26 protein-coding genes are annotated in these 24607 nt (G+C 63.2%); 10 read left to right on the top strand and 16 right to left on the bottom strand.

Annotated features, from left to right (window positions below):
- Window positions 1-7: 7 nt before the first annotated feature.
- On the bottom strand, window positions 8-859 hold the full coding sequence (purU, locus tag CKW37_RS05975; protein ID WP_095154754.1) for a formyltetrahydrofolate deformylase: 852 nt from the start codon (window positions 857-859) through the stop codon (window positions 8-10).
- A gap of 308 nt (window positions 860-1167) precedes the next feature.
- On the opposite strand from purU, the gene mvaT reads away from it, so the two are divergent.
- A complete protein-coding gene (mvaT, locus tag CKW37_RS05970) occupies window positions 1168-1548 on the top strand; it encodes a histone-like nucleoid-structuring protein MvaT (RefSeq protein ID WP_095154753.1) in 381 nt (126 codons plus the stop codon).
- Window positions 1549-1625: 77 nt separating this feature from the next.
- On the opposite strand, the gene sbcB is transcribed toward mvaT, so the two are convergent.
- The 3 genes from sbcB to CKW37_RS05955 form a co-directional block, all read right to left on the bottom strand.
- Window positions 1626-3053 carry an exodeoxyribonuclease I gene (gene sbcB, locus CKW37_RS05965; protein WP_095154752.1) on the bottom strand — a complete coding sequence of 476 codons (1428 nt, stop codon included), beginning with the start codon at window positions 3051-3053 and terminating at the stop codon, window positions 1626-1628.
- Window positions 3054-3094: 41 nt separating this feature from the next.
- A complete protein-coding gene (locus tag CKW37_RS05960) occupies window positions 3095-3454 on the bottom strand; it encodes a PilZ domain-containing protein (protein WP_095154751.1) in 360 nt (119 codons plus the stop codon).
- A gap of 147 nt (window positions 3455-3601) precedes the next feature.
- A complete protein-coding gene (locus tag CKW37_RS05955; RefSeq protein ID WP_095154750.1) occupies window positions 3602-3988 on the bottom strand; it encodes a hypothetical protein in 387 nt (128 codons plus the stop codon).
- Window positions 3989-4191: 203 nt separating this feature from the next.
- On the opposite strand from CKW37_RS05955, the gene pyk reads away from it, so the two are divergent.
- A complete protein-coding gene (pyk, locus tag CKW37_RS05950; RefSeq protein WP_095154749.1) occupies window positions 4192-5643 on the top strand; it encodes a pyruvate kinase in 1452 nt (483 codons plus the stop codon).
- Between the two features lie 72 nt (window positions 5644-5715).
- Here the strand turns inward: pyk and CKW37_RS05945 are convergent, their stop codons facing one another.
- Window positions 5716-6654, bottom strand: coding sequence for an iron-sulfur-binding ferredoxin reductase (locus tag CKW37_RS05945; protein ID WP_095154748.1), 939 nt, complete (start codon window positions 6652-6654; stop codon window positions 5716-5718).
- 278 nt (window positions 6655-6932) lie between these two features.
- Here CKW37_RS05945 and CKW37_RS05940 point away from each other — a divergent pair, with 278 nt between their 5' ends.
- The gene (locus tag CKW37_RS05940) at window positions 6933-8456 is read left to right on the top strand and encodes a fumarate hydratase (RefSeq protein ID WP_095154747.1); all 1524 of its coding nucleotides are present in this window, start codon (window positions 6933-6935) and stop codon (window positions 8454-8456) included.
- Window positions 8457-9170: 714 nt separating this feature from the next.
- Here the strand turns inward: CKW37_RS05940 and CKW37_RS05935 are convergent.
- The 7 genes from CKW37_RS05935 to CKW37_RS05905 all read right to left on the bottom strand — a co-directional run bounded on the left by CKW37_RS05935 (window position 9171) and on the right by CKW37_RS05905 (window position 14514).
- The gene (locus tag CKW37_RS05935; protein ID WP_095154746.1) at window positions 9171-9470 is read right to left on the bottom strand and encodes a ribbon-helix-helix domain-containing protein; all 300 of its coding nucleotides are present in this window, start codon (window positions 9468-9470) and stop codon (window positions 9171-9173) included.
- An 11-nt stretch (window positions 9471-9481) separates the two neighbouring features.
- Complete coding sequence (locus CKW37_RS05930; protein WP_095154745.1) at window positions 9482-10063, bottom strand: DJ-1/PfpI family protein; 582 nt, start codon at window positions 10061-10063, stop codon at window positions 9482-9484.
- A 91-nt stretch (window positions 10064-10154) separates the two neighbouring features.
- Window positions 10155-11312: a phosphatidylserine/phosphatidylglycerophosphate/cardiolipin synthase family protein gene (locus tag CKW37_RS05925; RefSeq protein ID WP_095154744.1), complete on the bottom strand. Its 1158-nt coding sequence runs from the start codon at window positions 11310-11312 to the stop codon at window positions 10155-10157.
- A gap of 1 nt (window position 11313) precedes the next feature.
- Entirely contained in the window at window positions 11314-11895 is a 582-nt protein-coding gene (locus CKW37_RS05920; RefSeq protein WP_095154743.1) for a YceI family protein, read from the bottom strand.
- A gap of 45 nt (window positions 11896-11940) precedes the next feature.
- Window positions 11941-12237, bottom strand: a complete 297-nt coding sequence (locus CKW37_RS05915) for an amidase (RefSeq protein WP_095154742.1) — start codon at window positions 12235-12237, stop codon at window positions 11941-11943.
- Window positions 12234-13286, bottom strand: a complete 1053-nt coding sequence (locus tag CKW37_RS05910; RefSeq protein WP_095154741.1) for a serine hydrolase — start codon at window positions 13284-13286, stop codon at window positions 12234-12236. The genes CKW37_RS05915 and CKW37_RS05910 overlap by 4 nt, the downstream gene beginning before the upstream one ends.
- 334 nt (window positions 13287-13620) lie before the next feature.
- Window positions 13621-14514, bottom strand: a complete 894-nt coding sequence (locus CKW37_RS05905) for an acyl-CoA dehydrogenase (RefSeq protein WP_095154740.1) — start codon at window positions 14512-14514, stop codon at window positions 13621-13623.
- A 132-nt stretch (window positions 14515-14646) separates the two neighbouring features.
- On the opposite strand from CKW37_RS05905, the gene olsB reads away from it, so the two are divergent.
- Both olsB and CKW37_RS05895 read left to right on the top strand, forming a co-directional pair.
- The gene (gene olsB, locus CKW37_RS05900; protein WP_095154739.1) at window positions 14647-15402 is read left to right on the top strand and encodes an L-ornithine N(alpha)-acyltransferase; all 756 of its coding nucleotides are present in this window, start codon (window positions 14647-14649) and stop codon (window positions 15400-15402) included.
- Entirely contained in the window at window positions 15402-16187 is a 786-nt protein-coding gene (locus CKW37_RS05895) for a 1-acyl-sn-glycerol-3-phosphate acyltransferase (RefSeq protein ID WP_095154738.1), read from the top strand. The genes olsB and CKW37_RS05895 overlap by 1 nt, the downstream gene beginning before the upstream one ends.
- Here CKW37_RS05895 and CKW37_RS05890 read toward each other — a convergent pair.
- On the bottom strand, window positions 16163-16765 hold the full coding sequence (locus CKW37_RS05890) for an ACP phosphodiesterase (RefSeq protein ID WP_095154737.1): 603 nt from the start codon (window positions 16763-16765) through the stop codon (window positions 16163-16165). The two genes, CKW37_RS05895 and CKW37_RS05890, sit on opposite strands and share 25 nt — an antisense overlap.
- 191 nt (window positions 16766-16956) lie before the next feature.
- On the opposite strand from CKW37_RS05890, the gene CKW37_RS05885 reads away from it, so the two are divergent.
- The 3 genes from CKW37_RS05885 to CKW37_RS05875 are packed head-to-tail and all read left to right on the top strand — an operon-like array spanning window position 16957 to window position 19512.
- Window positions 16957-17259, top strand: a complete 303-nt coding sequence (locus tag CKW37_RS05885; RefSeq protein WP_095154736.1) for a helix-turn-helix transcriptional regulator — start codon at window positions 16957-16959, stop codon at window positions 17257-17259.
- Between the two features lie 14 nt (window positions 17260-17273).
- Window positions 17274-18443, top strand: a complete 1170-nt coding sequence (locus CKW37_RS05880; protein ID WP_095154735.1) for an MFS transporter — start codon at window positions 17274-17276, stop codon at window positions 18441-18443.
- 19 nt (window positions 18444-18462) lie between these two features.
- Window positions 18463-19512 (top strand): alkene reductase, encoded by a 1050-nt coding sequence (locus CKW37_RS05875; protein WP_095154734.1) that lies wholly within the window; start codon window positions 18463-18465, stop codon window positions 19510-19512.
- A gap of 62 nt (window positions 19513-19574) precedes the next feature.
- Here CKW37_RS05875 and CKW37_RS05870 read toward each other — a convergent pair whose 3' ends face one another.
- The 3 genes from CKW37_RS05870 to CKW37_RS05860 all read right to left on the bottom strand — a co-directional run bounded on the left by CKW37_RS05870 (window position 19575) and on the right by CKW37_RS05860 (window position 22475).
- Window positions 19575-20447, bottom strand: coding sequence for an ATPase (locus tag CKW37_RS05870; protein WP_095154733.1), 873 nt, complete (start codon window positions 20445-20447; stop codon window positions 19575-19577).
- A 90-nt stretch (window positions 20448-20537) separates the two neighbouring features.
- On the bottom strand, window positions 20538-21533 hold the full coding sequence (locus CKW37_RS05865) for an NAD(P)-dependent oxidoreductase (protein ID WP_095154732.1): 996 nt from the start codon (window positions 21531-21533) through the stop codon (window positions 20538-20540).
- A gap of 15 nt (window positions 21534-21548) precedes the next feature.
- Window positions 21549-22475 carry a LysR family transcriptional regulator ArgP gene (locus tag CKW37_RS05860; RefSeq protein WP_095154731.1) on the bottom strand — a complete coding sequence of 309 codons (927 nt, stop codon included), beginning with the start codon at window positions 22473-22475 and terminating at the stop codon, window positions 21549-21551.
- Between the two features lie 214 nt (window positions 22476-22689).
- On the opposite strand from CKW37_RS05860, the gene CKW37_RS05855 reads away from it, so the two are divergent.
- The gene (locus CKW37_RS05855) at window positions 22690-23289 is read left to right on the top strand and encodes a LysE/ArgO family amino acid transporter (protein WP_095154730.1); all 600 of its coding nucleotides are present in this window, start codon (window positions 22690-22692) and stop codon (window positions 23287-23289) included.
- A gap of 191 nt (window positions 23290-23480) precedes the next feature.
- Window positions 23481-24077 carry a superoxide dismutase gene (locus CKW37_RS05845; RefSeq protein ID WP_095154728.1) on the top strand — a complete coding sequence of 199 codons (597 nt, stop codon included), beginning with the start codon at window positions 23481-23483 and terminating at the stop codon, window positions 24075-24077.
- Window positions 24078-24607: the final 530 nt, after the last annotated feature.

Below are 24607 nucleotides of genomic sequence, written 5' to 3'. Positions count from 1 at the left end.
CGTGCTGTCAGTTGAAGACCACAGTCTTGTTGCCGTGCACCAGCACGCGGTCTTCCAGGTGATAACGCAGGCCACGGGCCAGCACCATCTTCTCGACGTCACGACCGAAACGCACCATGTCTTCGATGCTGTCGCTGTGGCTGACACGCACCACGTCCTGCTCGATGATCGGACCGGCGTCCAGCTCTTCGGTGACATAGTGGCAAGTCGCACCGATCAGCTTCACACCGCGCAAGGATGCCTGGTGATACGGCTTGGCGCCGACGAAGGACGGCAGGAAGCTGTGGTGGATGTTGATGACCTGCTGGGCATATTCCTGGCACAACTGCGGCGGCAGGATCTGCATGTAGCGCGCCAGCACCACGACATCGGCACGGTGTTCCTTGACCAGACGCGACACTTCGGCGAACGCCGGCTGTTTGTCTTTCGGATCGACCGGGACGTGGAAAAACGGAATGCCGTGCCACTCGACCATGCTGCGCAGGTCGTTGTGGTTGGAAATCACGCAGGGAATATCGTAGTCCAGCTCATTGCTGTGCCAGCGGTGCAGCAGGTCGGCCAGGCAGTGGGATTCGCGGCTGGCCATCAGCACGACACGTTTCTTCTGGTCGGTGTCGGTGATCCGCCAGGTCATCGAGAACTCTTCGGCGATTGGCGCGAACGCCTCGCGGAAACCTTCGATATCGAATGGCAGGGTATCGGCACGGATTTCGTGACGCATGAAGAACCAGCCGCTCAGGTCATCGGAGTGATGGCTCGCTTCGTTGATCCAGCCATTGTGGGACGCCAGGAAATTACTGACTTTGGCGACGATGCCGACACGGTCGGGACAAGCGATCACCAGCCGATAGGTACGCATGCAGGGGGCTCCAGAAACTCGCAAAGGCGCACATTCTAACGATTGCCCGGCAAAACAACAGTAGTGATGTGACGTCCGGGCGCATCCACGGCACGCCCGAAGACGGGGCACAACATCACCCGGAAACGACCGTTGCATTAAAAAGTTGGGTAGTTGCCGCCGCACACATTTGTAAATTTCTATCTCTACAATCTGCCGTGGCAAACAAACATTGAAATCCCCTCGCACTTGTATGTTTACTTGGTCACATTGTCTGACTATTATTGCCCCACTGTTTATCCCGAACTACCTAATCCAAGGAATGCCGCATGTCCCTGATCAACGAATATCGCGCGACTGAAGAAGCCATCAAAGAACTGCAAGCCCGTCTGAAGAATCTGTCTGAAGACGACAAGCTGCAGAAAGAACTGGAATTCGAAAAGGACCTGCGCAACCTGATGGGGGCCCACGGCAAATCCCTGCGTGACATCATTGCCCTGCTGGATCCGGAAGCCAAACTGAACAAGGCACCTCGTGGCGCCGCGGCAAAACCAGCCGGCACCAAGCGCGCGCGCAAGGTCAAGCAATACAAGAACCCGCACAACGGTGAAGTCATCGAAACCAAAGGCGGCAACCACAAAACGCTGAAAGAGTGGAAAGCCAAATGGGGTGGTGATGTTGTTGAAGGCTGGGCAACCCTGCTGGGTTAATTCCCGGGTCCTGCCTTGCGGATTCATGAAAAACGCCAGCATTGCTGGCGTTTTTATTTACCTCTCCTTTACAAATCTTATAGCGCCAATCGTTGTTTCAACGTTTGCGCGTGGCTACGCCACTCCTCCAGCAATACTCGTTTCGCCCCGTCAGCATCCCCTAACGCCTGCGCCAAAGCGGATTCGAACGCCGCCAGCGTGTGCGGTGCGCCCATCGCTTCATTCGTCAGGCGCTGCCGGCAGAATTCACGCCACTGCAACTGCTCTTGTTCACTAAGGGTCGACGGAAAGTTCCTAGCCCTATATCGGAACAACAACTCGGACAACCGCGAGTCATCGAACATCCAGCGCTCACCCGCCAATTGTTGTGGGTCGACACTGCGCACCTGCTCGCACAAACGTCGATCACGGTCACCAAAGAATCCGTCATATAGCTGTTGTTCCGGGTCTTCACTGGCGGCGAACTCAGTAGCGGAATAAATTGACGCCAATTTATTCTCCCACTGCGTTTTCGCGGCAATCAGCTGTTCACTCCGCTGTAGCAAGTCAGACATATCCAGCCCTAAACGCTGCTGATCTTCAGCGCGCAATACCTTCAATGGTGCCAGCACCGGGCAACGATTGACGTGCACCAACTTGAGGGGAACTGACAGTTGTCCGTCAGGCATTTCCTCACGCCGCGTGTATAAACGCTGACGCAATACTTCGGAATCCTCCGTCAGCAGCGGCTCAATGCTTTGATGAAGATCACAAACAATCAGTGCGTTGCGATTAGCCGGGTGCCAGCCCAGCGGCAGCACCACCCCCAGATAATTACGCGCGGCCGAGAAGCGTCCGGAAATATGTACCAGGGGCTGCAACAGGCGAATCTGGTCGAGAACTTTCTGTTTACTGCGCAGGGCAAACAACCAGTCGTAGAGGCGCGGTTGTTTCTGCCGGATCAAACGGGCCAGAGCGATGGTGGCACGCACATCCGAGAGCGCTTCGTGCGCCTGGCCATGTTCGATGCCATTGGCCGCGCTGAGTAACTCCAGGCGCAGGCTGACCTTGCCGTCCACCTCGGGCCATTGAAAACCTTCCGGGCGCAGGGCATAGGCGGTGCGCACCGTATCAATGAGGTCCCAGCGGGTATTGCCGCCCTGCCACTCACGGGCGTAGGGGTCGAAGAAGTTGCGATAAAGGCTGTAGCGCGTCACTTCATCGTCAAAGCGCAGGGTGTTGTAGCCCGCACTACAGGTACCTGGCCGGGACAGCTCGGCATGCACCCGGGTCATGAAGTCGGCTTCGGCCAAACCGTCCCTGGCCAGTTGCGCCGGACTGATACCGGTGATCAGGCACGCGGCCGGGTGCGGAAGGATATCGTCGCTGGGCTGGCAGAAGAGATTGACCGGAGCCTCGATCTCGTTGAGGTCCAGATCGGTACGCACGCCTGCGACCTGCAAGGGCCGGTCGCAGCGTGGATTGATGCCGGTGGTTTCGTAGTCGTGCCAGAAAATGGAGCTCACGGCGGGCCTCGTCCTGAACGGGGAAATCGCCGAAGTCTAACTCAAGCCGACGCGTTCAACGGGCGGAAACTGAAGTAGCCGCGCAAGGCTTCCACCAACTGCTCGTACTCCCGCGGCGCCTGCAACAACATGAAACCGGAATCGTAGAAGCCAGGACTTTCGTCTTCGTGGCACCACAGGCAACTGGCCGTGAGGTTGACCCGCTGGACCCCGTCGGTGCGGCTCGGGATCCTGAGTTGCAGTTCGAAGTCCGGACCAACCAGCAGTGGCAGGTTGCTGATCAGCATCAGGCCGTCTTCCGAAGCATTGCCCAGGTAACCGATGGGCTGATCCGTGAAGCGGTTGAATACCTTGAGGAAACAGGGGAGCAGGTGACGCTCTATTCGGCGCTCTGTATGCATGGCGAGGATCGCAATGGATGACCCTTTGAGCAGGGTCGCGCTAGTGCCGCTCTTGTACAGATGTGAACTCTTTGTACACAGTCTGTTTCAATCAGAGTAGCGCAGACTGGTACAAAGGTTCCACAGCAAAAATGCCCCGGCGCGTTATCAGCGAAGAGGCGTCACGCCCACCGGATGGGTCACCGCCGCTTCACCGGCGCGGTAGTGCCCCAACTGCTCCAGGGTCTCCAGACGCGCGCGGGCGCGGTAGGCGTATTCGTTCTGCGGGTACTGCTGAATGATGAACTGGTAAGTCTGCGCCGCGTCGACGAACAGCTTTTGTCGCTCCAGGCACTGGCCACGCAGCATCGAGGCTTCCGGGTGAATGAACGGACGTGCGCGACTGGTCCGGTCGACCTGCGACAGCTCCAGCATGACGCGCTCGCAATCGCCCCGGTCGTAAGCCCGGTAGGCGTTGTTCAGATGATGGTCCATGGACCAGCGGGTGCAACCGACGACGCTGGTCGCCAGCGCCAGGATGATCAGGGCTCGCATGGGGGTTCTCCTTTGCTGAGCACTATATCGGCGTTTTCCTACAAATCTATAGCCGTTGTCAGGTTTGACTGCAGTGGCCCGACAACGCCCGCGATGGCCGTTCAAACGCCACCCACACCCCTCCCAAGGTAGTGCAAAGGAACAATGACTACAGCGTTTTTCAGGAGTAGCCTTTCGCTGCGCTTCACTACAGGAGTCTGTGCATGACCATCCGCCGTACCAAAATCGTCGCCACCCTTGGCCCCGCCAGCAATTCACCGGAAGTGATCGAACAACTGATCCTTGCCGGCCTGGATGTCGCCCGCCTGAACTTCTCTCACGGCACCCCGGACGAGCACAAGGCTCGCGCCGTGCTGATCCGTGAAATCGCCGCTCGCCACGGCCGCCATGTGGCGCTGCTGGGCGACCTGCAAGGTCCGAAGATCCGTATCGCCAAGTTCGCCAACAAGCGTATCGAACTGAAGGTCGGCGACCGCTTCACCTTCTCCACCGCACACCCGCTGACTGCCGGTACCCAGGAAATCGTCGGCATCGACTATCCGGATCTGGTCAAGGACTGCGGCGTCGGCGACGAACTGCTGCTCGATGACGGCCGCGTGGTCATGCGCGTCGAGACCGCCACCGAAGATTCGCTGCACTGCGTGGTACTGATCGGCGGCCCGCTGTCGGACCACAAAGGCATCAACCGCAAGGGTGGCGGCCTGACCGCGCCGGCCCTGACCGAGAAAGACAAGGCCGACATCAAGCTGGCTGCGGAAATGGACGTGGACTACCTGGCCGTTTCCTTCCCGCGCGATGCGTCCGATATGGAATACGCCCGTCGCCTGCGTGACGAGTCCGGCGGTACCGCCTGGCTGGTGGCCAAGATCGAACGTGCCGAAGCCGTGGCCGACGACGAGACCCTCGACGGCCTGATCCGCGCCAGTGACGCGGTGATGGTTGCCCGTGGTGACCTGGGTGTGGAAATCGGCGACGCCGAGCTGGTGGGCATCCAGAAGAAAATCATTCTGCACTCGCGCCGCCACAACAAGGCTGTGATCGTTGCGACCCAGATGATGGAGTCGATGATCCAGAACCCGATGCCGACCCGCGCGGAAGTGTCCGACGTCTCCAACGCCGTGCTGGACTACACCGACGCCGTCATGCTGTCCGCGGAAAGTGCTGCCGGCCTCTACCCGCTGGAAGCGGTGCAGGCCATGGCGCGGATCTGCCTCGGCGCTGAAAAGCACCCGACCAGCAAAACCTCCAGCCACCGCATGGGCACCCAGTTCAGCCGCTGCGACGAAAGCATCGCGCTGGCCGCCATGTACACCGCCAACCACTTCCCGGGCGTGAAGGCGATCATCGCCTTGACCGAGAGTGGCTACACCCCGCTGATCATGTCGCGGATCCGTTCCTCGATCCCGATCTTCGCCTTCTCTCCGCACCGCGAGACCCAGGCCCGCGTGGCGATGTTCCGTGGTGTCTACACCGTGCCGTTCGACCCGGCCGCACTGGCGCCGGAGCAGGTCAGCCAAGCAGCAGTGGACGAGTTGCTGAAGCGTGGCGTGGTCAAGCAGGGTGACTGGGTGATCCTGACCAAGGGCGACAGCTACCACACCATCGGTGGCACCAACGGCATGAAGATCCTGCACGTCGGTGACCCGCTGGTTTGATCTGGCTGCTGTAAATGAAAACGCCCGGCCTTAGGCCGGGCGTTTTTGTTTATGGCCAGTGGGGCTCGAAAATCACGCATGCCCGACAAACAGATCCGAATACACCTGATTCCTCGGCACTCCCGCCAGAAACAACCGCCGCGAAAACTGCTCCACACTCCCCGGCGCCCCGCACACCAGCGCCACGGTCTGCCGCGACTGCACCTTCAATGAGGCCAGGGCCGCCGGCAGTTCATCCGGTGTCACCAGCTCCACCTGCACCTGCGGGTGCCGCGCCGCCCTCTCCTGCAATGCCGACGCCAAATAATGGCTGTCCCGGTCCCGCGCCAAGTGCAACAGGCGAATCGGCCCACGGTGCTCCTGACGCAACGCCTCGCGCAAAATGCCCCACAACGGCGCCAGGCCGGTGCCCGCCGCTAGCAGCCAGAGCGGCCGCTCCTGCCAGTCCGGGTCGTAATGCAGCGCGCCGGCACGCAGTTCACCCAGGCGCAATTCCGTGCCCACCGAAAACGCCCGCGCCGAGCTACAGAACGCGCCGGGATGACGGCAATCGATATGAAACTCCAGGAACGGATCCTCGCCCGGAACGCTGGCCAGCGAGTAAGGCCGGGCCACGCCCTCGGCATTCCACAGCAGCAGATGCTGGCCCGCCTGATAACGCAGGCCGTTCAACGGTTGAAGGCGCAAGCGCAGCACTTCGCCGCCCAGCCAGTCGGCAGCCAGCACCCGCGCCGGCTGACCGTCGCGGTGCGGATCGAACAGCGCCACGCGCAGGTCCGTCTCGACCCGACATTGGCAGGACAACCGCCAGCCCGCGTCCCGCTGTGCCAGACTCAGCGCCTCGGGGCTCGCGTCCGCCGGCGCACCGTCGAGACAGCGCACCAGACAAGCATGGCAACTGCCAGCGCGGCAGCTATAAGGCACGGCACAACCCGCCTCATTGAGGGCGTCGAGCAGGTTGCTGCCGGCCGCCACCGACCAGTGGCGCTCGCCTACACGCAGTTCGGGCATTGCTGTTCATCTCCCTGGAATATTCTCCGGCCAATCTAGGCCTGTTACTCACGTCAGGCCAGCGCTCGCAGCAAAACCAGCAAGATCGATGCCGGGCGATAACCGACCATGGTTGGACCACTGGCGCGTGAACCAAAAGCCGAGCCGCGCTATACTGCCGCGCCTTTTTTGCGTCGGACACCCCGTCCTGGCGCGTCTGAAAGGTCGTTTCGACAACTCGGCCTGTCCGCGTCGGAATACCTTATTGAATGTTCCCGTGTTTAAGAGGAGCGCGCTGCATGACCGTGATCAAGCAAGACGACCTGATTCAGAGCGTCGCCGATGCCCTGCAATTCATTTCGTACTACCACCCCGTTGATTTCATCCAGGCGATGCACGAAGCCTATCTGCGTGAAGAGTCGCCCGCTGCGCGCGATTCCATTGCCCAGATCCTGATCAACTCGCGCATGTGCGCCACCGGCCACCGCCCGATCTGCCAGGACACCGGTATCGTCACCGTGTTCGTCCGCGTCGGCATGGATGTGAGCTGGAACGGCGCCACCATGAGCGTCGACGACATGATCAACGAAGGCGTGCGCCGCGCCTACAACCTGCCGGAAAACGTCCTGCGCGCCTCGATCCTGGCCGACCCGGCCGGTGCACGCAAGAACACCAAGGACAACACCCCGGCGGTCATCCACTACTCCATCGTCCCGGGTAACACCGTGGAAGTGGACGTGGCGGCCAAAGGCGGCGGCTCCGAGAACAAGTCGAAAATGGCCATGCTCAACCCGTCCGACTCGATCGTCGACTGGGTGCTGAAGACCGTTCCGACCATGGGCGCCGGCTGGTGCCCACCTGGCATGCTCGGCATCGGCATCGGCGGCACCGCCGAGAAAGCTGCGGTCATGGCCAAGGAAGTGTTGATGGAATCCATCGACATCCACGAACTGAAAGCCCGTGGCCCGCAGAACCGCATCGAGGAAATCCGCCTCGAGCTGTTCGACAAGGTCAACCAGCTGGGTATCGGTGCCCAGGGCCTCGGCGGCCTGACCACCGTGCTCGACGTGAAGATCATGGACTACCCGACCCACGCAGCGTCCCTGCCGGTCTGCATGATCCCGAACTGCGCCGCCACCCGTCACGCCCACTTCGTCCTCGACGGTTCGGGCCCTGCCGAGCTGGAAGCGCCGTCGCTGGACGCCTACCCGGAAATCGTCTGGGAAGCGGGTCCTTCGGCGCGTCGCGTCAACCTCGACACCCTGACCCCGGAAGACGTGCAGAGCTGGAAGCCGGGCGAGACCGTCCTGCTCAACGGCAAAATGCTCACCGGCCGCGACGCTGCGCACAAGCGCATGGTCGAGATGCTCAACCGTGGCGAAGAGCTGCCGGTCGATCTGAAAGGTCGCTTCATCTACTACGTCGGCCCGGTCGATCCAGTGCGTGAAGAAGTCGTCGGCCCAGCCGGTCCGACCACCGCGACCCGTATGGACAAGTTCACTCGCCAGATCCTCGAGCAGACCGGTCTGCTGGGCATGATCGGCAAGTCCGAGCGTGGTCCGACCGCGATCGACGCGATCAAGGACAACAAGGCCGTGTACCTGATGGCCGTCGGCGGCGCTGCGTACCTCGTGGCTCAAGCGATCAAGAAATCCCAGGTGCTGGCGTTCGCCGAACTGGGCATGGAAGCGATCTACGAGTTCGAGGTCAAGGACATGCCGGTGACTGTCGCGGTCGACAGCAAAGGTGAGTCGGTGCACATCACCGGCCCTGCGATCTGGCAGAGCAAGATTGCCGAAAGCCTGGCGGTAGAAGTGAAATAAAGCTGCGAGCTTGAAGCGGTAAGTTTCAAGTGAAAGGCAAAAGCGGTGGGGTTTTCCCTGCCGCTTTTTTTATGGGTTTGGGTGCTGTGGGCTTATCCATTTGATGTGGCGAGGCTTCCGGCCCCTTCCGCCTCTACGGCGGCCTACTTTTCTGCTTGGGAAAAGTAGGCAAAACCGCTCGCTCCTGCATCTGGCCCTACGCTGCGCTCCGGGTCCCCTCTTGAAGTCGCGAAGTTACGGGCGGCGCCTGGGCTGACGCATCTTCGAAATTACAGCTTGGTGAAACCACCGATTTGCTCTTTTTTGCTCTTGATCTTCGTGCGCGCAAGTTCAGACGCCACAAGGTGCGACGTCAGGAGGCCGAGTGGAGGTGTCTGAAGGGGCAGGTGCGCAGCACCCTTCGGCGTTAGCCGAAGACGCGAGATGTAGACTTGCGAAGCAAGTCGTAGGCCGCGTGGCCCCGCAAGACACCGGAGGGAGGGGACCCGGAGCGCAGCGTAGGGCCGGATGCAGGAGCGAGCGGTTTTCGTCTATTTTGCCAAGACAAAATGGACCCGCCGTAGAGGCGGAAGGGGCCGGCAGCCTCGCCAAATCGAACGGATAAGCTCACAGCACCAAAGCCCAAGCCAGCTCGGCCCGACCCGACCCGACCCGACCCGACCCCAAAGATCATCGCCCCCACCACTCCGTGAAGAACCTTTTTCTGCCCGGATTTCAGCGAGCCACAGCCTTGAGCGGGATCGGCTCGGCGCTGCGCCGCTGGCTCAGGTAACGGATGCAACTGACCCGCAGGAACGAGGCAAAGTTGACCACCTCGCCGCGGTACTCCATCACCTCGTCATAGAGCTTGGTGATCAGTTGGTTGGTGGTCATCCCATCGACCTCGGCGATTTCCCGCAATACATCCCAGAACTGGTTTTCCAGGCGCAGCGTGGTCACCACCCCGCGAATGCGCAGCGAGCGGCTGCGCGATTCATAGAGGATCGGATCGGCTTTGACGTAGAGCTCGCACATGGGCCCTCCTTTTACAGGGTGATGCGGGTGCCGAGCAGGCCGAGGAACGCCGCCAGCCACGCCGGATGCGCAGGCCATGCCGGCGCGGTAGCGAGGTTGCCCTCGACGTGGGCCTGCGTCACTTCGATATCGATATAGCGCCCGCCCGCCAGCTTCACTTCCGGGGCGCACGCCGGGTAGGCGCTGCATTCGCGGCCTTCCAGCACCCCCGCCGCCGCCAGCAGTTGCGCGCCATGGCACACCGCCGCGATCGGCTTGCCCGCCTGGTCGATGGCTTTCACCAGCGCCAGCACGTCTTCGTTCAGACGCAGATATTCCGGCGCGCGACCGCCGGGAATCACCAGCGCGTCGTAATCCTCGGCCTTCACCTTGGCAAAGTCGAAATTGAGGCCGAAGTTGTGCCCAGGCTTTTCGCTGTAGGTCTGGTCGCCTTCGAAATCATGGATCGCGGTACGCACCGATTGCCCGGCCTGCTTGCCCGGACACACCGCGTGCACGGTGTGGCCGATCATCTGCAGCGCCTGGAACGGCACCATGACTTCGTAGTCTTCGACGTAGTCGCCCACCAACATCAGAATCTTCTTGGCCGCCATTTCTCGATCTCCTTCGTGTGCAAGGGAAAAGGTACCCAGACACGTTAGACCCAGCCGGACACTCGCGGGTAATAGGTCGCTACTACGTCTGTCAGTCGCGGCGATCCAGCAGATTGACCACCACCCGGTCCAGCCAGCCCCATACCCGCTGTTGCAGGCGACGCCACAAGGGCCGGGCGCGCCAGTCATCGAGGTCGATCTGCACGCTCTGGCTGAAATCGCGGATAAAGCTCTCGGCCACCGCTGCGGTCAGCGCCGGGTCGATCGCTTCGACGTTGGCCTCAAGGTTGAAGCGCAGGTTCCAGTGGTCGAAGTTGCATGAGCCGATGCTCACCCAGTCGTCCACCAGCACCATTTTCAGGTGCAGGAAACACGGCTGGAATTCGAAGATTTTCACCCCGGCGCGCAGCAGGCGCGGGTAATAGCGATGGCCGGCATAGCGCACCGACGGATGATCGGTGCGCGGCCCGGTGAGCAGCAGGCGCACGTCAACGCCCAGCGAGGCGGCACGGCGCAGGGAACGGCGGACTTTCCAGGTTGGCAGGAAATACGGGGTCGCCAGCCAGATCCGGCGCTTGCCGCTGTTCAGCGCACGCACCAGCGACTGCAGGATGTCGCGGTGTTGCCGGGCGTCGGCATAGGCAACCCGGCCCATGCCCTCGCCACTGACCGGTATTCGCGGTAACCGGGGCAGGCCGAAGTGGGTCGGCGGGCGCCAGGCGACGCGGCGCGGATTGGCCCGCCACTGGCGGTCGAAAAGCATCTGCCAGTCGGTCACCAGCGGCCCCTGCATTTCCACCATCACCTCATGCCATTCACTGACATCGTTGCCGGGATGCCAGAACTCATCGGTGACGCCGGTGCCGCCGACCCAGGCGACGCTCTGGTCCACCAGCAAGATCTTGCGGTGATCGCGATAGAGGTTTCGCACGCCCCGGCGCCAGCGCAGGCGGTTGTACCAGCGCAGCTCGACGCCCGCCGCTTGCAAACGCTGGCGCAAACCCAGGGTGAAGGCCATGGAGCCATAGTCATCGAACAGGCAACGCACCTGCACGCCGCGCTCGGCGGCGCTGACCAGGGCCTGAACCATGGCGTCCGCGCAAGCGCCCGCCTCCACCAGGTACAGCTCCAGATCTACCTGGAGTTCGGCCCGGGCGATGGCGGTGAGCATGTTCGGGAAAAAGGCCGGACCGTCGATCAGCAGTTCGAATTGATTGCCGGAACGCCAGGGAAAGACCGGCCCTGCCATATCAGCGGGCCGTGAAGATCAGCACCGCACCCACCGGCACCGACAGGTTGATCGACTTGAGCCCGGCCGTCTTGCGCAGGGTTTCCAGGCCGGGGGCCAGGTCGAAATGCTCGGCGCGCAGCACCAGCGGTTCAAGCGTCACCACCTGGAAGCGCCGCTCGTCCAGCCGTGTCGCCAGCAACTGGGCGTTGTAGCTGTGGCTTTTGCCATGCAGGGTGACGGTCAGCGGCAGACGCAGTTCGAGCTGCGCGCCGTTGGCCAGGTCGTTGATCGGGCGCAGGTTCAACTGGGCATTGATGATCGCGTCGGGGAAGGTCTCGACATTGAACAGCTCCTTGCGCATGCGCTCGTCACGCAGCGGGATGCCGCTGCTGACGGATTCCATCTCGACCTCCAGCTCGGCCGCGCCCTTGCGATCGACCTTGCCGTGCAGGACCAGGAAACGATGCACTTCCGACACGTCGCCGTTTTTGCTGGTGATGAAGGAAAGGCGGGATGACTCGTTGTCCAGGTACCAATTGGCCTGGGCGGGAAGGCAGACGATCGCCAGCAAGGCGAGAGCGAGACGAAGCGGGCTGGGCATGCGAAATCCTGAAACACTTTGGTCGTCAACCTTACCCGGCTGCCCTCATGGCAGCAAGCGACAGCCCTCGCGCGGCCCCAGCCATATCGCGCTGCTGCGCCGACCAAGGCCCGCGGCCTCGACCCGGCGACTCGACGGGTCGTCGCGCAGCTCGCTCAATGGCAGGTACTGCTTCACATAGCCCCGGCAGTAACCTGTATCGAAGCCCATAACATAGCGGCAAGAACAATATTCCTTCGCCGAGTAGGCACTGAGAATGCCGGAAAACGCCGTCAGCGCGTCACGCTCGGACCAGCCCCAGACCAGCAGGCCGAGGACCACCACCAGCAACAGGCGCTTCATGGCCGCTCTCCGCCGAACGCTGCCAGCACATGACGCAGCAGCGTGTTGTGCTGGAAGCTGCCGTCGCGGTCATCGGCGTAGCGCACCACCACCAGCTTCTGCTCCGGCAGCACGTAGAGCGCCTGCCCCCAGTGGCCGAGGGCGGCGAAGGCCTGCGCCGGGGCATCCGGCCAGGGCAATGGCTGGCCCGACGCGGCACGGTTGAGCCACCAGTGCCCGCCCGGCATCGCCTCGCCGGATGAGGCAGCAGCCTTGTCGAAGGGCTCGCGATTAAAGGCCACCCAGCTCGCCGGCAACAGTTGCCGGCCCTGCCAGCGACCGTCGTCCAGCATCAACTGGCCGATCCGCGCCAGCTCGCGAGCGGTCATGTAGAGGTAGGAAGATCCCACGAAAGTGCCCTGCGCGTCCCGCTCCCACACCGCTTGCCGAATGCCCAGCGGCTCGAAGAGCGCCTGCCACGGATAATCGGCGTACGCCTCGGGGCCGACCATCTGCCGCAGCGCCGCGGCCAACAGGTTGCTGTCGCCACTGGAATAAAGAAAACGCTCGCCCGGCGCCGCGGCCACGCCGTGCGCGGCGGAAAAGCCGGCCATGTCGCTGCGGCCGCGGGTATAGAGCATCGCCACCACCGAGGACTTCAGCGGCGCGTATTCATAGTCTTCCTGCCAGTCGAGGCCGCTGGCCCAGTGCAGCAGGTCGGCGATACGCACATTCGGATGGGCCTGCATTGGCGGGTAGAACCGGGAGACCGGGTCATCCAGTGTGAAACGCCCCTCGCCCTGCGCGACACCGAGCACCGTCGCCAGCACACTTTTACTGATCGACCAGGTCAGGTGCGGGGTGTCTGCGGTGTTGGGGGTGGCGTACCGCTCGAAGACCACCTGGCCGTCGCGGATCACCAACAGCGCATCGGTGCGCACGCCGTCGCGGGTCTGATCGTTGCGTGGGGGGAAGGTGTAGGACTGCAAGGCCGCCAGTGCCGGCGCGTCGCTGGCGCTGGCGACGGTGCAGATCGTCCACAACAGAAACCCGATGAGCGCGGTGCGCATGGCCGTTACCCGGAGAGCGTGATCGGGCAAGGGTAGCAGGGGTTCATGACAGGATGGTTGGGGGCGCCGCTCGCGCGGCGCATCGCGAGCGAGCTCGCTCCTACAATGAGTTGTGTTGCCCGCTCTTTGAGTTTGGCGATGAGTCGCGGGGAGGCTGTTGGGGCCGACTCGATACCGCGTCGTACGAACAAAGCGGTCAACTATGGCCTGACAGACATAGGCACGTTGCAACCACTGTAGGAGCGAGCTCGCTCGCGATGCGCCGCGCGGGCGGCGCTCGATCTTGAGAGCGCTAAAAACCTATCGGCTAGCAAATAGCAGCCACCACATCCCCTCACGAAAACCCCGCCAACCTCCACGCTTTCTCCAAACGCTTCGCCCGCGCCGCGCTGGCGATATCGAGGATGCCCTGATCACGCATCCACACATTCGCCCACTCGCCTTCGGTGTCGGCCAGCGCCTTGTTGAGTTCGTCGCGCAGGTCGCTGAACTGGGCGAACAGCCCGCCCAGCAACAAATGACTGGCGGAGACTTCCGGGCTCTGCCGACTGCCTTCCGCGCAACCGGCAAGCAGCGCCAACAAACGCAGCAGCAGACGCTGCGACCAGCCGTTGGCCCGGCCAATGCCATACATCCATGCCGTCAACGCACTGAGCACATACAAGTCTTCGAGGGAGCGGAAGGGTTTGACGTAGGCGTCCCAACCATCACCGGCCAGGCGCTCGCACAGCGCCTGATCCAGATGCAGCCGGGCATGCCCCACCTCGGGCATCAGCGGCAGGGCCGGCAATGGCTCCAGGCGCACGCCCGGCTCACCGGGATAGACCACCGCCAGGCTCAGCCGCGGGTCTTCGGAAATGCTTTCACAACGCGCCGCCACCAGCAGCCAGTCTGCGTCCATGCCGCCGGTGACGAAGTCTTTGTCACCGCTCAGGCGCAGCGCGTCCACGTCGAGGCGCATGTGCATGTCGGCGGGGCGCACGCTGCGTTTCTCGCTGGCGCAGAGCGCGCCAAGGCTGGCCGGTGCGCTGGGCCAGAGCACCCGCAGCGCCGCCTGGTAGCCGGTGAGAAACGCCAGCCCCGGGGTCGGCATGGCCTGGCCGCCGAGCACCGCCAGTTCGAACGGTGACACCGGCCCGAGCCGTTCCAGCAGGCTCGCCCAGGTGTCGCCAAGGTTCTCCAGCAGGGGTTGCGAATGCGCTTGATCGAGTCGTTCCAGCCAGGCCATCGAAGTACTCCTTGGGGCTGTCATACAAGCATCACCAAACATTCATGGGGGTGACACCGCCGCTACCTAGCCTGAGCTTGCACAACAAAGTCGACCGGCCGCAACCCCATGGCTGGCTTATGGAGACTCGCAATGACTCAGATCGCTCGCTCTGGCGACAACAGCACTGAACGCCGTCTGCAAGCCGAACGCCTGGTGGGCCCGGCTGCATTGCGCGAGGCCCAGGCCCTGCGTTTCAGTGTCTTCAGTGGTGAATTCAAGGCCAAGCTCAAAGGCGCCGAACTGGGCCTGGACATGGACGATTACGACGATCACTGCATGCACATCGGCGTGCGCGACCTCAACAGCGGTCGGCTGGTCGCCACCACCCGTCTGCTCGATCATCACGCCGCCAGCAGCCTGGGGCGTTTCTACAGTGAAGAAGAATTCAGCCTGCATGGCCTCGGCCACCTGAAAGGCCCGATCCTGGAACTGGGGCGCACCTGCGTCGATGCCGCCTACCGCAACGGCGGCACCATCGCCGTGCTCTGGAGCGAACTGGCGGAAATCCTCAACGAAGGCCGCTACAGCTACCTGATGGGCTGCGCCAGCATCCCGATGCAGGACGGCGGCGTGCAGGCCCACGCGATCATGCAGCGCCTGCGCGACCAGCACCTGTGCACCGAACACCTGCGCGCCGAACCGAAGAACCCGCTGCCCAACCTGGCCCTGCCGAGCAACGTGATCGCGCAGATGCCACCACTGCTCAAGGCCTACATGCGCCTGGGCGCGAAGATCTGCGGCGAGCCGTGCTGGGACGAGGATTTCCAGGTGGCCGACGTGTTCATCCTGCTCAAGCGCGACGAGCTTTGCCCGCGTTACGCCCGCCACTTCAAGGCGGCCGTCTGATGCAGCGCCTGCGTGTGTACGCACGCATCGTCCGGGTGCTGCTGGTGGTGGCGTTCGGCTTGGGCATGGCGACCCTGTTCGGCGTGTTCGAGCGCCTGGGCATCAACGCCTCGGCGCAGCGGCGCCAGCGCTGGTCGCAGGTATTCATGAAGCGGTTGGCCCACGCCCTGCCCTTCCGCGTCCGGGTCATTGGCGAATTGCCGACGCGACCGATGCTCTGGGTCAGCAACCATGTGTCATGGACCGACATCCCGCTGCTGGGCATGCTGGCGCCACTGTCATTCCTGTCCAAGGCCGAAGTGCGCACCTGGCCGGTGGCCGGCTGGCTGGCGCACAAGGCCGGCACCCTGTTCATCCGTCGCGGCGGTGGCGACAGCCAGTTGCTGCGCCGGCAGATCAGCCAGCACCTGCAACAAGACTGCGCCTTGCTGATTTTCCCGGAAGGCACCACCACCGATGGCCGCAGCCTGCGCACCTTTCACGGCCGCCTGCTGGCCAGCGCCATCGACACCGAAGTGCCGCTGCAGCCGATCGCCCTGCGCTACCTGCGCAACGGCCAGGCGGATGCGATCGCGCCGTTCATTGGCGACGACGACCTGCTGTCGCATCTGATGCGCCTGTTCGGGCAGTCGTGTGGCGAGGTGGAAATCCATCTGCTGGCGCCGATTGCCAGCCAAGGCGAGGAACGTGCCGCGCTGGCCTTCAAGGCTCAGCAGGCAATCAGCCTGACGCTGTTCGGCAGCGAAGCCGAAACCCTGCCTCAGCGCCGCGCCAAGGCGGCCTGATCCTGCGCCAGTTGCTGCCCGGCGAACGTCTGCAATTGTGGGTAGAACTGGCGGAAGTCTTCCAGCAACAACGGGTACAACGCCTCCACTTCCGCCATCGCCCCAGCCATGCCATCCGGGCGTGACAACCGCCGGGCGATGCCGCGGAACACCTGCTCCAGCACCGCGAACTCGCGGTAGGAACCCAACCAGTCATTCGCCGCCATCATCGGCGCGATCCCCGCCAGGCGCCCCGGCAGCTGCGGTTGCTGGGCCAGCACCTGATAGACCCGCATGGTGAAATCATCCAGCGACTGCTCGGCGTAGTCGCTCCAGTGCAGGGCCAGGCAATGATCGAAAAACACATCGAGAATGATCCCGGCATAGCGCCGCCGCGCGGACGGAAAACGCGCCAGGGACGCCAGCACCAGCGGATGGCTGTCGGTGAACACATCGATGCGCCGGTGCAGGCGGATCGCCCCTTCGAGGGGCTGGGGATAGTGACCCTGCAGCGGTCCCTTGACGAAATCGCCGTAGAGACTGCCGAGCAATTGTTCGGGCTGGTCGCCGCCCAGATGGAGGTGTGCGAGGTAGTTCATGGGAATTGAGTCTAAAGCCTGCGGGAAAAGTCGGCGAGATTTGGCTGAAAAACCTTCGCCTCCTATATCGATATAACCCGATATAACGATTCACGCTTGACCCCAAACCTTTTCATATTTGTATATCGCGAAATACCGATTTATATTTCGCTCCATCGCGATATACCGCTACACATCCCACGAGCCCGACCATGCCTCTTGATCTCGACGAAATAATAAAAGCCCTGGCCCACCCGGTACGACGAGAAATCCTCAACTGGTTGAAAGACCCGCAGGCGCACTTCCCCGAGCAGCATCACAGCCTGGAAAACGGCGTGTGCGCCGGACAGATCGACCAGCGCTGCGGCCTGTCGCAATCCACCGTCTCGGCGCACCTGGCGACCCTGCAACGGGCAGGCCTGATCAGCAGCCAGAAGGTCGGGCAGTGGAGCTTCTTCAAACGCAACGAGGACACCATCAAGGCGTTCCTCCAGCAACTGAGCCGCGAGCTCTGACAAAGGACACCGCAATGCCCCTTTCACTTCTGATACTGGCGCTCAGCGCCTTCGCCATCGGCACCACCGAGTTCGTCATCATGGGCCTGCTGCCCGAAGTGGCGCAGGACCTCGGTGTGTCGATCCCCGGCGCCGGCTGGCTGGTGACCGGCTACGCCCTCGGCGTGGCCATCGGCGCACCGTTCATGGCCATGGCCACCTCGCGGCTGCCACGCAAGCTGGCGCTGGTTTCGCTGATGGGCGTGTTCATCATCGGCAACCTGCTCTGCGCGGTCGCCAGCGACTACAACGTGCTGATGTTCGCCCGCGTCGTCACGGCGCTGTGCCACGGCGCCTTCTTCGGTATCGGCTCGGTGGTCGCCGCCAGCCTGGTGCCGGCCAACCGCCGTGCGTCGGCGGTCGCCCTGATGTTCACCGGCCTGACCCTGGCCAACGTCCTCGGCGTGCCACTGGGCACCGCGCTGGGCCAGGTTGCCGGCTGGCGTTCGACGTTCTGGGCGGTGACGGTGATTGGCGTGATTGCGCTGATCGGTCTGATCCGCTTCCTGCCACTGCGCCACGACGAGGAAAAACTCGACATGCGCGCCGAACTGGCCGCGCTCAAAGGCGCCGGAATCTGGCTCTCGCTGTCGATGACTGTGCTGTTTTCGGCGTCGATGTTCGCCCTGTTCACTTACGTCGCGCCGCTGCTGGGCGATGTCACCGGCGTTTCGCCGCGCGGCGTGACCTGGACCCTGCTGCTGATCGGCCTCGGCCTGACCCTGGGCAACGTCCTCGGCGGCAAACTCGCCGACCGGCGCCTGGGCGCCACCCTGGTGGGCGTGTTCGCCAGCATGGCGGTGGTCTCCACCGTACTGAGCTGGACCAGCACCGCGCTGATCCCGGCGGAAATCACCCTGTTCCTCTGGGCCACCGCCGCCTTCGCTGCCGTTCCCGCGTTGCAGATCAACGTGGTGAACTTCGGCAAGGCCGCGCCGAACCTGGTGTCGACCCTCAACATCGGCGCCTTCAACCTGGGCAACGCCCTGGGTGCCTGGACCGGTGGCGTGGTCATCGAACAAGGCCTGGGCCTGACCCGCGTGCCGCTGGCCGCCGCGGCCCTGGCCGTGCTGGCGCTGATCGTCACCCTCATCACTTTCAGCCAGGGCGGCAATAAAGCCGAACTGGCGCCCGCTACCCACTGATGGATACGAGGTCCGTGCAATGACAACTCTGTTTGATCCGCTCACCCTCGGCGATCTCGAACTGCCGAACCGCATCATCATGGCGCCGCTGACCCGCTGCCGCGCCGACGCCGGCCGCGTGCCCAACGCGCTGATGGCCGAGTACTACGTGCAGCGCGCCAGCGCCGGCCTGATCCTCAGCGAAGCGACCTCGGTGATGCCGATGGGCGTCGGCTACCCGGATACCCCGGGCATCTGGTCCAACGACCAGGTCCGCGGCTGGACCAACGTCACCAAGTCGGTGCACGCCGCTGGCGGACGGATCTTCGTCCAGCTCTGGCACGTGGGCCGCATCTCGCATCCAAGCTACCTGAACGGCGAACTGCCGGTGGCGCCCAGCGCGATCCAGCCCAAAGGCCATGTCAGCCTGGTGCGCCCGATCACCGAGTTCCCGACCCCACGGGCGCTGGAAACCGCCGAGCTGGCCGATATCGTCGATGCCTACCGCACCGCCGCCGAAAACGCCAAGGCGGCCGGTTTCGACGGCGTTGAAGTGCATGCCGCGAACGGTTACCTGATCGACCAGTTCCTGCAAACCAGCACCAACCAGCGCACCGACTGCTACGGCGGCTCGCTGGAAAACCGTGCCCGCCTGCTGCTGGAAGTGACCGATGCAGTCATCGAAGTGTGGGGCGCCAACCGCGTGGGCGTGCACCTGGCGCCACGGGCCGATGCCCATGACATGGGCGACGCCAATCGCGTCGAGACCTTTACCTATGTCGCCCGGGAACTGGGCAAGCGCGGAATCGCCTTCATCTGCTCGCGGGAGAAGGAAGCCGACGACAGCCTCGGCCGGCAGATCAAGGAAGCCTTCGGCGGCCTGTACATCGCCAACGAGAAGTTCGACAAGCAGAGCGCCAACACAGCCCTGGCCGATGGCTGGGCCGATGCCGTGGCCTTCGGCGTGCCGTTCATCGCCAACCCGGACTTGCCGGCTCGTCTCGCGGCGGATGCACCACTGAATGAACCGCGCCCGGAGAGTTTCCATGGCGGTGGACCGGTGGGTTACATCGACTATCCGCGGATGTAAAAGGAGGTGATGGCCTTATCGCTGTGGTTTGGCGATAAGGCCGTCAGCCTTTTCAGAAAGCATCAGTTCCGCGCATTGATCTGCTGCTGCAGATTCTGCACCTGACTCTGCAGCGTATTGAGGTTGCGGGTCACCTGCCCGCGAAACGCATCGAACTCGGCTGTCGATGCTCCGCCAGCCGCCGCACCCGCAGGGGCCGCCGGGCGGTTTTCCTGCTCGCTCTTGAGCACCAGCAGGTCCTGCTCCAGTCGCTGGGTCGCGGCCGCCTGGCTTTTCAACTGGGCATCGATCTTGCCGCCATCCACCCGCGCGGCTTTCAGGCTCGCCACTTCATCCGCCACGCTCTTGAGCTGCGCGTCGATCTTGCCGCCGTCCACCTGGGCCGCCTTCAACGCCGCCAACTCGGTCGCCACCGTCTTCAACTGTGTCTGCAATTCGCTCTGCAACTGGGCATTGGCCGCCTGCTGCTGGCTGACCTGGGCCATCGCCGCTTCCAGGCGCTTGCTCAGGTCGCCCGCCTGACCGGCAACGCCTTCCTGTTGCTTGCCCTGTTCGACGAGGCTGCTCTGCAACTGACGCACTTGCAGTTTCAGCGCTTCATTCTCGGTGCTGACCGACGTCTCGGTGGCGCTGACCTTGCCGGAAATCGCCTGCAAGCGCCCCGCCGCCTCTTCGCTGATACGCGCGAAGCTCTCCTGGGTCGCCACCAGTTGCTGCTCCATCAGGGAAATCTGCTGGAAGCTCCACCAGGCCACACCGCCCAACGCGATGAATGAAGCGCCGAGCAGCGCCCACAGCGGCCCGGTCAGCGGCGCCTTTGGCGCTTTCACGCGCACCGCCCGCGGATGAGCCGGCGGGGCGAATTCGTCGTCATCGCGCTCCACCGCCTTGAGGGTGGGCACGTCATCAAAGTCGTCTCGAGCATCGTTGCGCATGGATAGTTTTCAACCACGGTGATAGCAAAATGGGCGCCAGTATAAACCGCTTGCGCGGCGCCCTCATCGACCATAAGTAGCGGTTCTGGTTCAGTGACCGCCGTGCTGCGCCTGCCACCAACTGCAGAATTCATCCAGCGCGGCCCAGACACTGACCTGCGGGCGGTAGTCCAGGTAGTGGCGGGCGCGGCTGATGTCCAGGGTGAAATCCTTGCTCATCACCTGGGTGCCGAGGCGGGTCAGGGTCGGTTGCGGGCGTCCCGGCCAGAGCATGCAGAAGCCTTCGTTCAGCGCAGCGGCGGTGTACGCGAGGCCCACGGAGCGATAACGGGTGACCTGCGGCAGCGACATCCGCCGCATCACGTAATTGACCACGTCCCAGACCGGCACAGGCTGGCCGTTACTGATGTTATAAGCCTGGCCGAGCGCCTCGGGGCCGGCGTTGATCGCACTGAACAGCGCCTCGTTGAGGTTCTGCACACTGGTGAAATCCACCTTGTTCAGGCCGTTGCCGATGATCGCCAGGCGGCGCTTGGCCTGCATCTTCATCAGCCGCGGGAAAATACTCATGTCGCCGGCGCCGGTGACAAAGCGCGGGCGCAGGGCCAGCACTTCCAGACCGAACTCCTGGGCGCCGAAGACTTTCTGTTCGGCCAGGTGCTTGGTGCTGCCGTAATGGTCGTAGAAACGCTTGGGCACCTGATCTTCGGTGATCCCGGTGCGCGAGCGGCCATTGAAGTAGATCGACGGCGACGAAAGGTGCACCAGCCGGCGCACATGTTCTTTCAGGCAGGCCTCGACCACGTTTTCGGTGAGCACCACATTGCCTTGATAGAAGTCCTGATAACGACCCCAATTGCCCACCGCGCCGGCGCAATGGACCACGGTGTCGATGCCCTGGCACAGGCGCCGGGCCACTTCCGGGTCGGCCAGGTCGCCGGGAATGAACTGCGCCCCGCGCCGCACCAGATGCTCGACGCCCTCGGGGCGCCGGCCATTGACCCGCACCTCCAGGCCCTGCTCCAGCGCAAAGCGTGCGAAGCGCCCGCCGATGAAGCCGCTTGCGCCGGTGACCAGAATTCCCATGAAGCTCTCCGCCTACTATTTTTTTCCAGATGTTGCAGACGCCGCCGACTCGCTCCACGGCACCAGCCAGGTGCCGGCACTGCGCAGCAGATGATCCGTGAGTTGGCCCAGCAGTTGCCCGCCATTGCGCCAATGATGCCAGTACAGTGGCACGTCGATGGGACGGTCAGGGAGAATTTCCACCAGCCGCCCGCTCGCCAGTTGTTCGCGTGCCTGTAACTCCGGCACCAGCCCCCAGCCCAGCCCCGCCTCGGTCAGGCGTAAAAAGCCTTCGGACGAGGGGCACAGATGATGCAGGAATCCATCACTGATGCCTAATGAAGCCATGTAGCGATGCTGCAGGAAATCATCCGGGCCGAACACGATCGCCGGGGTCCGCGCCAGCCGACGCGGTTCGACGCCTTCGGCGAAATGCCGGGTCATGAACGCCGGGCTGGCCAGCGCCCGATACCGCATGGCACCCAACAGCACGCTGCGCGCACCGGCCACCGGGCGTTCACTGGCGCACAGGCAACCGGCCACTTCGCCGGCGCGCATGCGTTTTAGGCCGACTTCCTGGTCTTCCACCACCAGGTCCAGCAACACCTGGGTGCGGGCGCAGAAATCGCCCGCCGCTTCCGCCCACCAGGTGGCCAAGCTGTCGGCGTTGAGCGCAATCCGCAGGCGCTCCGGCAAGCCTTCTTCATCCAGCGCCGGGACCTGGCCCTGGAGGTCCCGCTCGAGCAGGCGCACCTGCTGCACATGGTTGAGCAGGCGCCGGCCGATCTCGGTCGGCGTCGGTGGCGTCGCGCGCACCAGCACCGGCTGTCCGACCCGCGCTTCAAGAAGTTTGATCCGCTGGGAGATGGCCGATTGCGACAGCCCGAGCATTTGCGCGGCCCGCTCGAAACCGGCCTGTTCGATGACCGCGGCCAAGGCTGAGAGCAGCTTGTAGTCGAACATCACTTTTCCTAATGCGGGATGAGGTTTATTGGTTTTTCTTATAGCGCAGGAATCGCCAGTATTGCCAGCGACAGAGTGCCGCCAGGCGGTCCATCGCGAGCGAGCTCGCTCCTACAGAGATTGGTGTTGTAGGAGCGAGTTTGTCGGGGCGCCGAACCGTCGCGATGGACCGCAACGCGGTCCCTTGAATCCTGCAATCCGGAGTCAATTCCCCATGTGGCAAAGCTACCTCAACGGCCTCCTCGTCGCATTTGGCCTGATCATGGCCATCGGCACCCAGAACGCCTTCGTCCTCGCGCAGAGCCTGCGCCGCGAGCATCACCTGCCGGTGGCGGCCTTGTGTGTGTTCTGCGATGCGGTGCTGGTGGCGCTCGGCGTCTTCGGCCTGGCCACGGTGCTGGCGCAGAACCCGACGCTGCTCGCGGTGGCGCGCTGGGGTGGCGCGATCTTCCTGATCTGGTACGGCGCCAAGGCGCTGAAGCGTGCCTGTTCGAAGCAGAGCCTGGAACAAGGTGAGGGCCAGGGCCTGCGCTCGCGCCGCGCGGTGTTGCTCAGCGCCCTGGCCGTGACCCTGCTCAACCCGCACGTCTACCTCGACACCGTGTTGCTGATCGGCTCGCTCGGTGCTCAGCAAACCGTGCCGGGCGCCTATGTGGCCGGCGCCGCCAGCGCTTCACTGCTGTGGTTTTTCACCCTCGCACTCGGTGCGGCCTGGCTCGCACCATGGCTGGCGCGGCCCAGCACCTGGCGGCTGCTCGACCTGATGGTCGCGGTGATGATGTTCGCGGTGACGGCGCAACTGATCTTCAACTGAAACAGCCACTTGTCCGCCGGCTGAAACGGCTCTGGAACCTCTTGTCCATACACTTGTTGCGTGGTTTAGACGTGGGCCCGGTGCTATGATCCCGGGTCTGCGTCGCAAAGAGTACAAACTCGCCGACGCTCTTCCGGCCGCCCGTGATCGGCCTTGCGTTCACCGCACCAGACCTGATTAGGAGATTCACCATGGCTTTTGAATTGCCGCCGCTGCCTTACGCCCACGATGCCCTGCAGCCGCACATTTCCAAGGAAACCCTGGAATTCCACCACGACAAGCACCACAACACCTATGTCGTGAACCTGAACAACCTGGTGCCAGGCACCGAGTTCGAAGGCAAGACCCTGGAAGAAATCGTCAAGACCTCCTCCGGCGGCATCTTCAACAACGCCGCTCAGGTCTGGAACCACACCTTCTACTGGAACTGCCTGGCGCCAAACGCCGGCGGTCAACCAACCGGCGCCCTGGCTGAAGCCATCAACGCTGCGTTCGGTTCCTTCGACAAGTTCAAGGAAGAGTTCACCAAGACTTCCGTCGGCACCTTCGGCTCCGGCTGGGGCTGGCTGGTGAAGAAAGCTGACGGTTCCCTGGCCCTGGCCAGCACCATCGGCGCCGGCAACCCGCTGACCAACGGCGACACCCCGCTGCTGACCTGCGACGTCTGGGAACACGCCTACTACATCGACTACCGCAACGTCCGTCCGAAGTACGTCGAGGCGTTCTGGAACCTGGTCAACTGGAAGTTCGTCGCCGAGCAGTTCGAAGGCAAGACCTTCACTGCCTGAGTCACGCACTCCTGAAAAAACCCGGCCTTGCCGGGTTTTTTTTGGTTCTTCGACGAGGACGATGATATTTGAGCTTGGGCTTTTAGGAGTCTATGTTGCGGGTTTATCCATTCGACGCGGCGAGGCTGCCGGCCCCTTCCGCCTCTACGGCGGGTCCATTTTGTCTTGGCAAAATAGACGAAAACCGCTCGCTCCTGCATCCGGCCCTACGCTGCGCTCCGGGTCCCCTCCCTCCGGACGTCGCACCTTGTGGCGTCTGAACTTGCGCGCACGAAGATCAAGAGCAAAAAAGAGCAAATCGGTGGTTTCACCAAGCTGTAATTTCGAAGATGCGTCAGCCCAGGCGCCGCCCGTAACTTCGCGACTTCAGGAGGCCGAGCGGAGGTGCCTGAAGGGGCAGTGCGCAGCACCTTCGGCGTAGCCGAAGACGCGAGATGTAGACTTGCTTGCAAGTCGTAGGCCGCGGGGCCCCGAAAGGCACCGTAGCGAGGGGACCCGAAGCGCAGCGTAGGGCCGGATGCGGGAGCGAG

Origin of the sequence: Pseudomonas sp. Irchel 3E13 (assembly GCF_900187455.1) — a bacterium.
Taxonomy (GTDB): domain Bacteria; phylum Pseudomonadota; class Gammaproteobacteria; order Pseudomonadales; family Pseudomonadaceae; genus Aquipseudomonas.
Note: the sequence above shows the minus strand (reverse complement) of the source record. Positions and strands in the feature narration are given on the sequence as shown.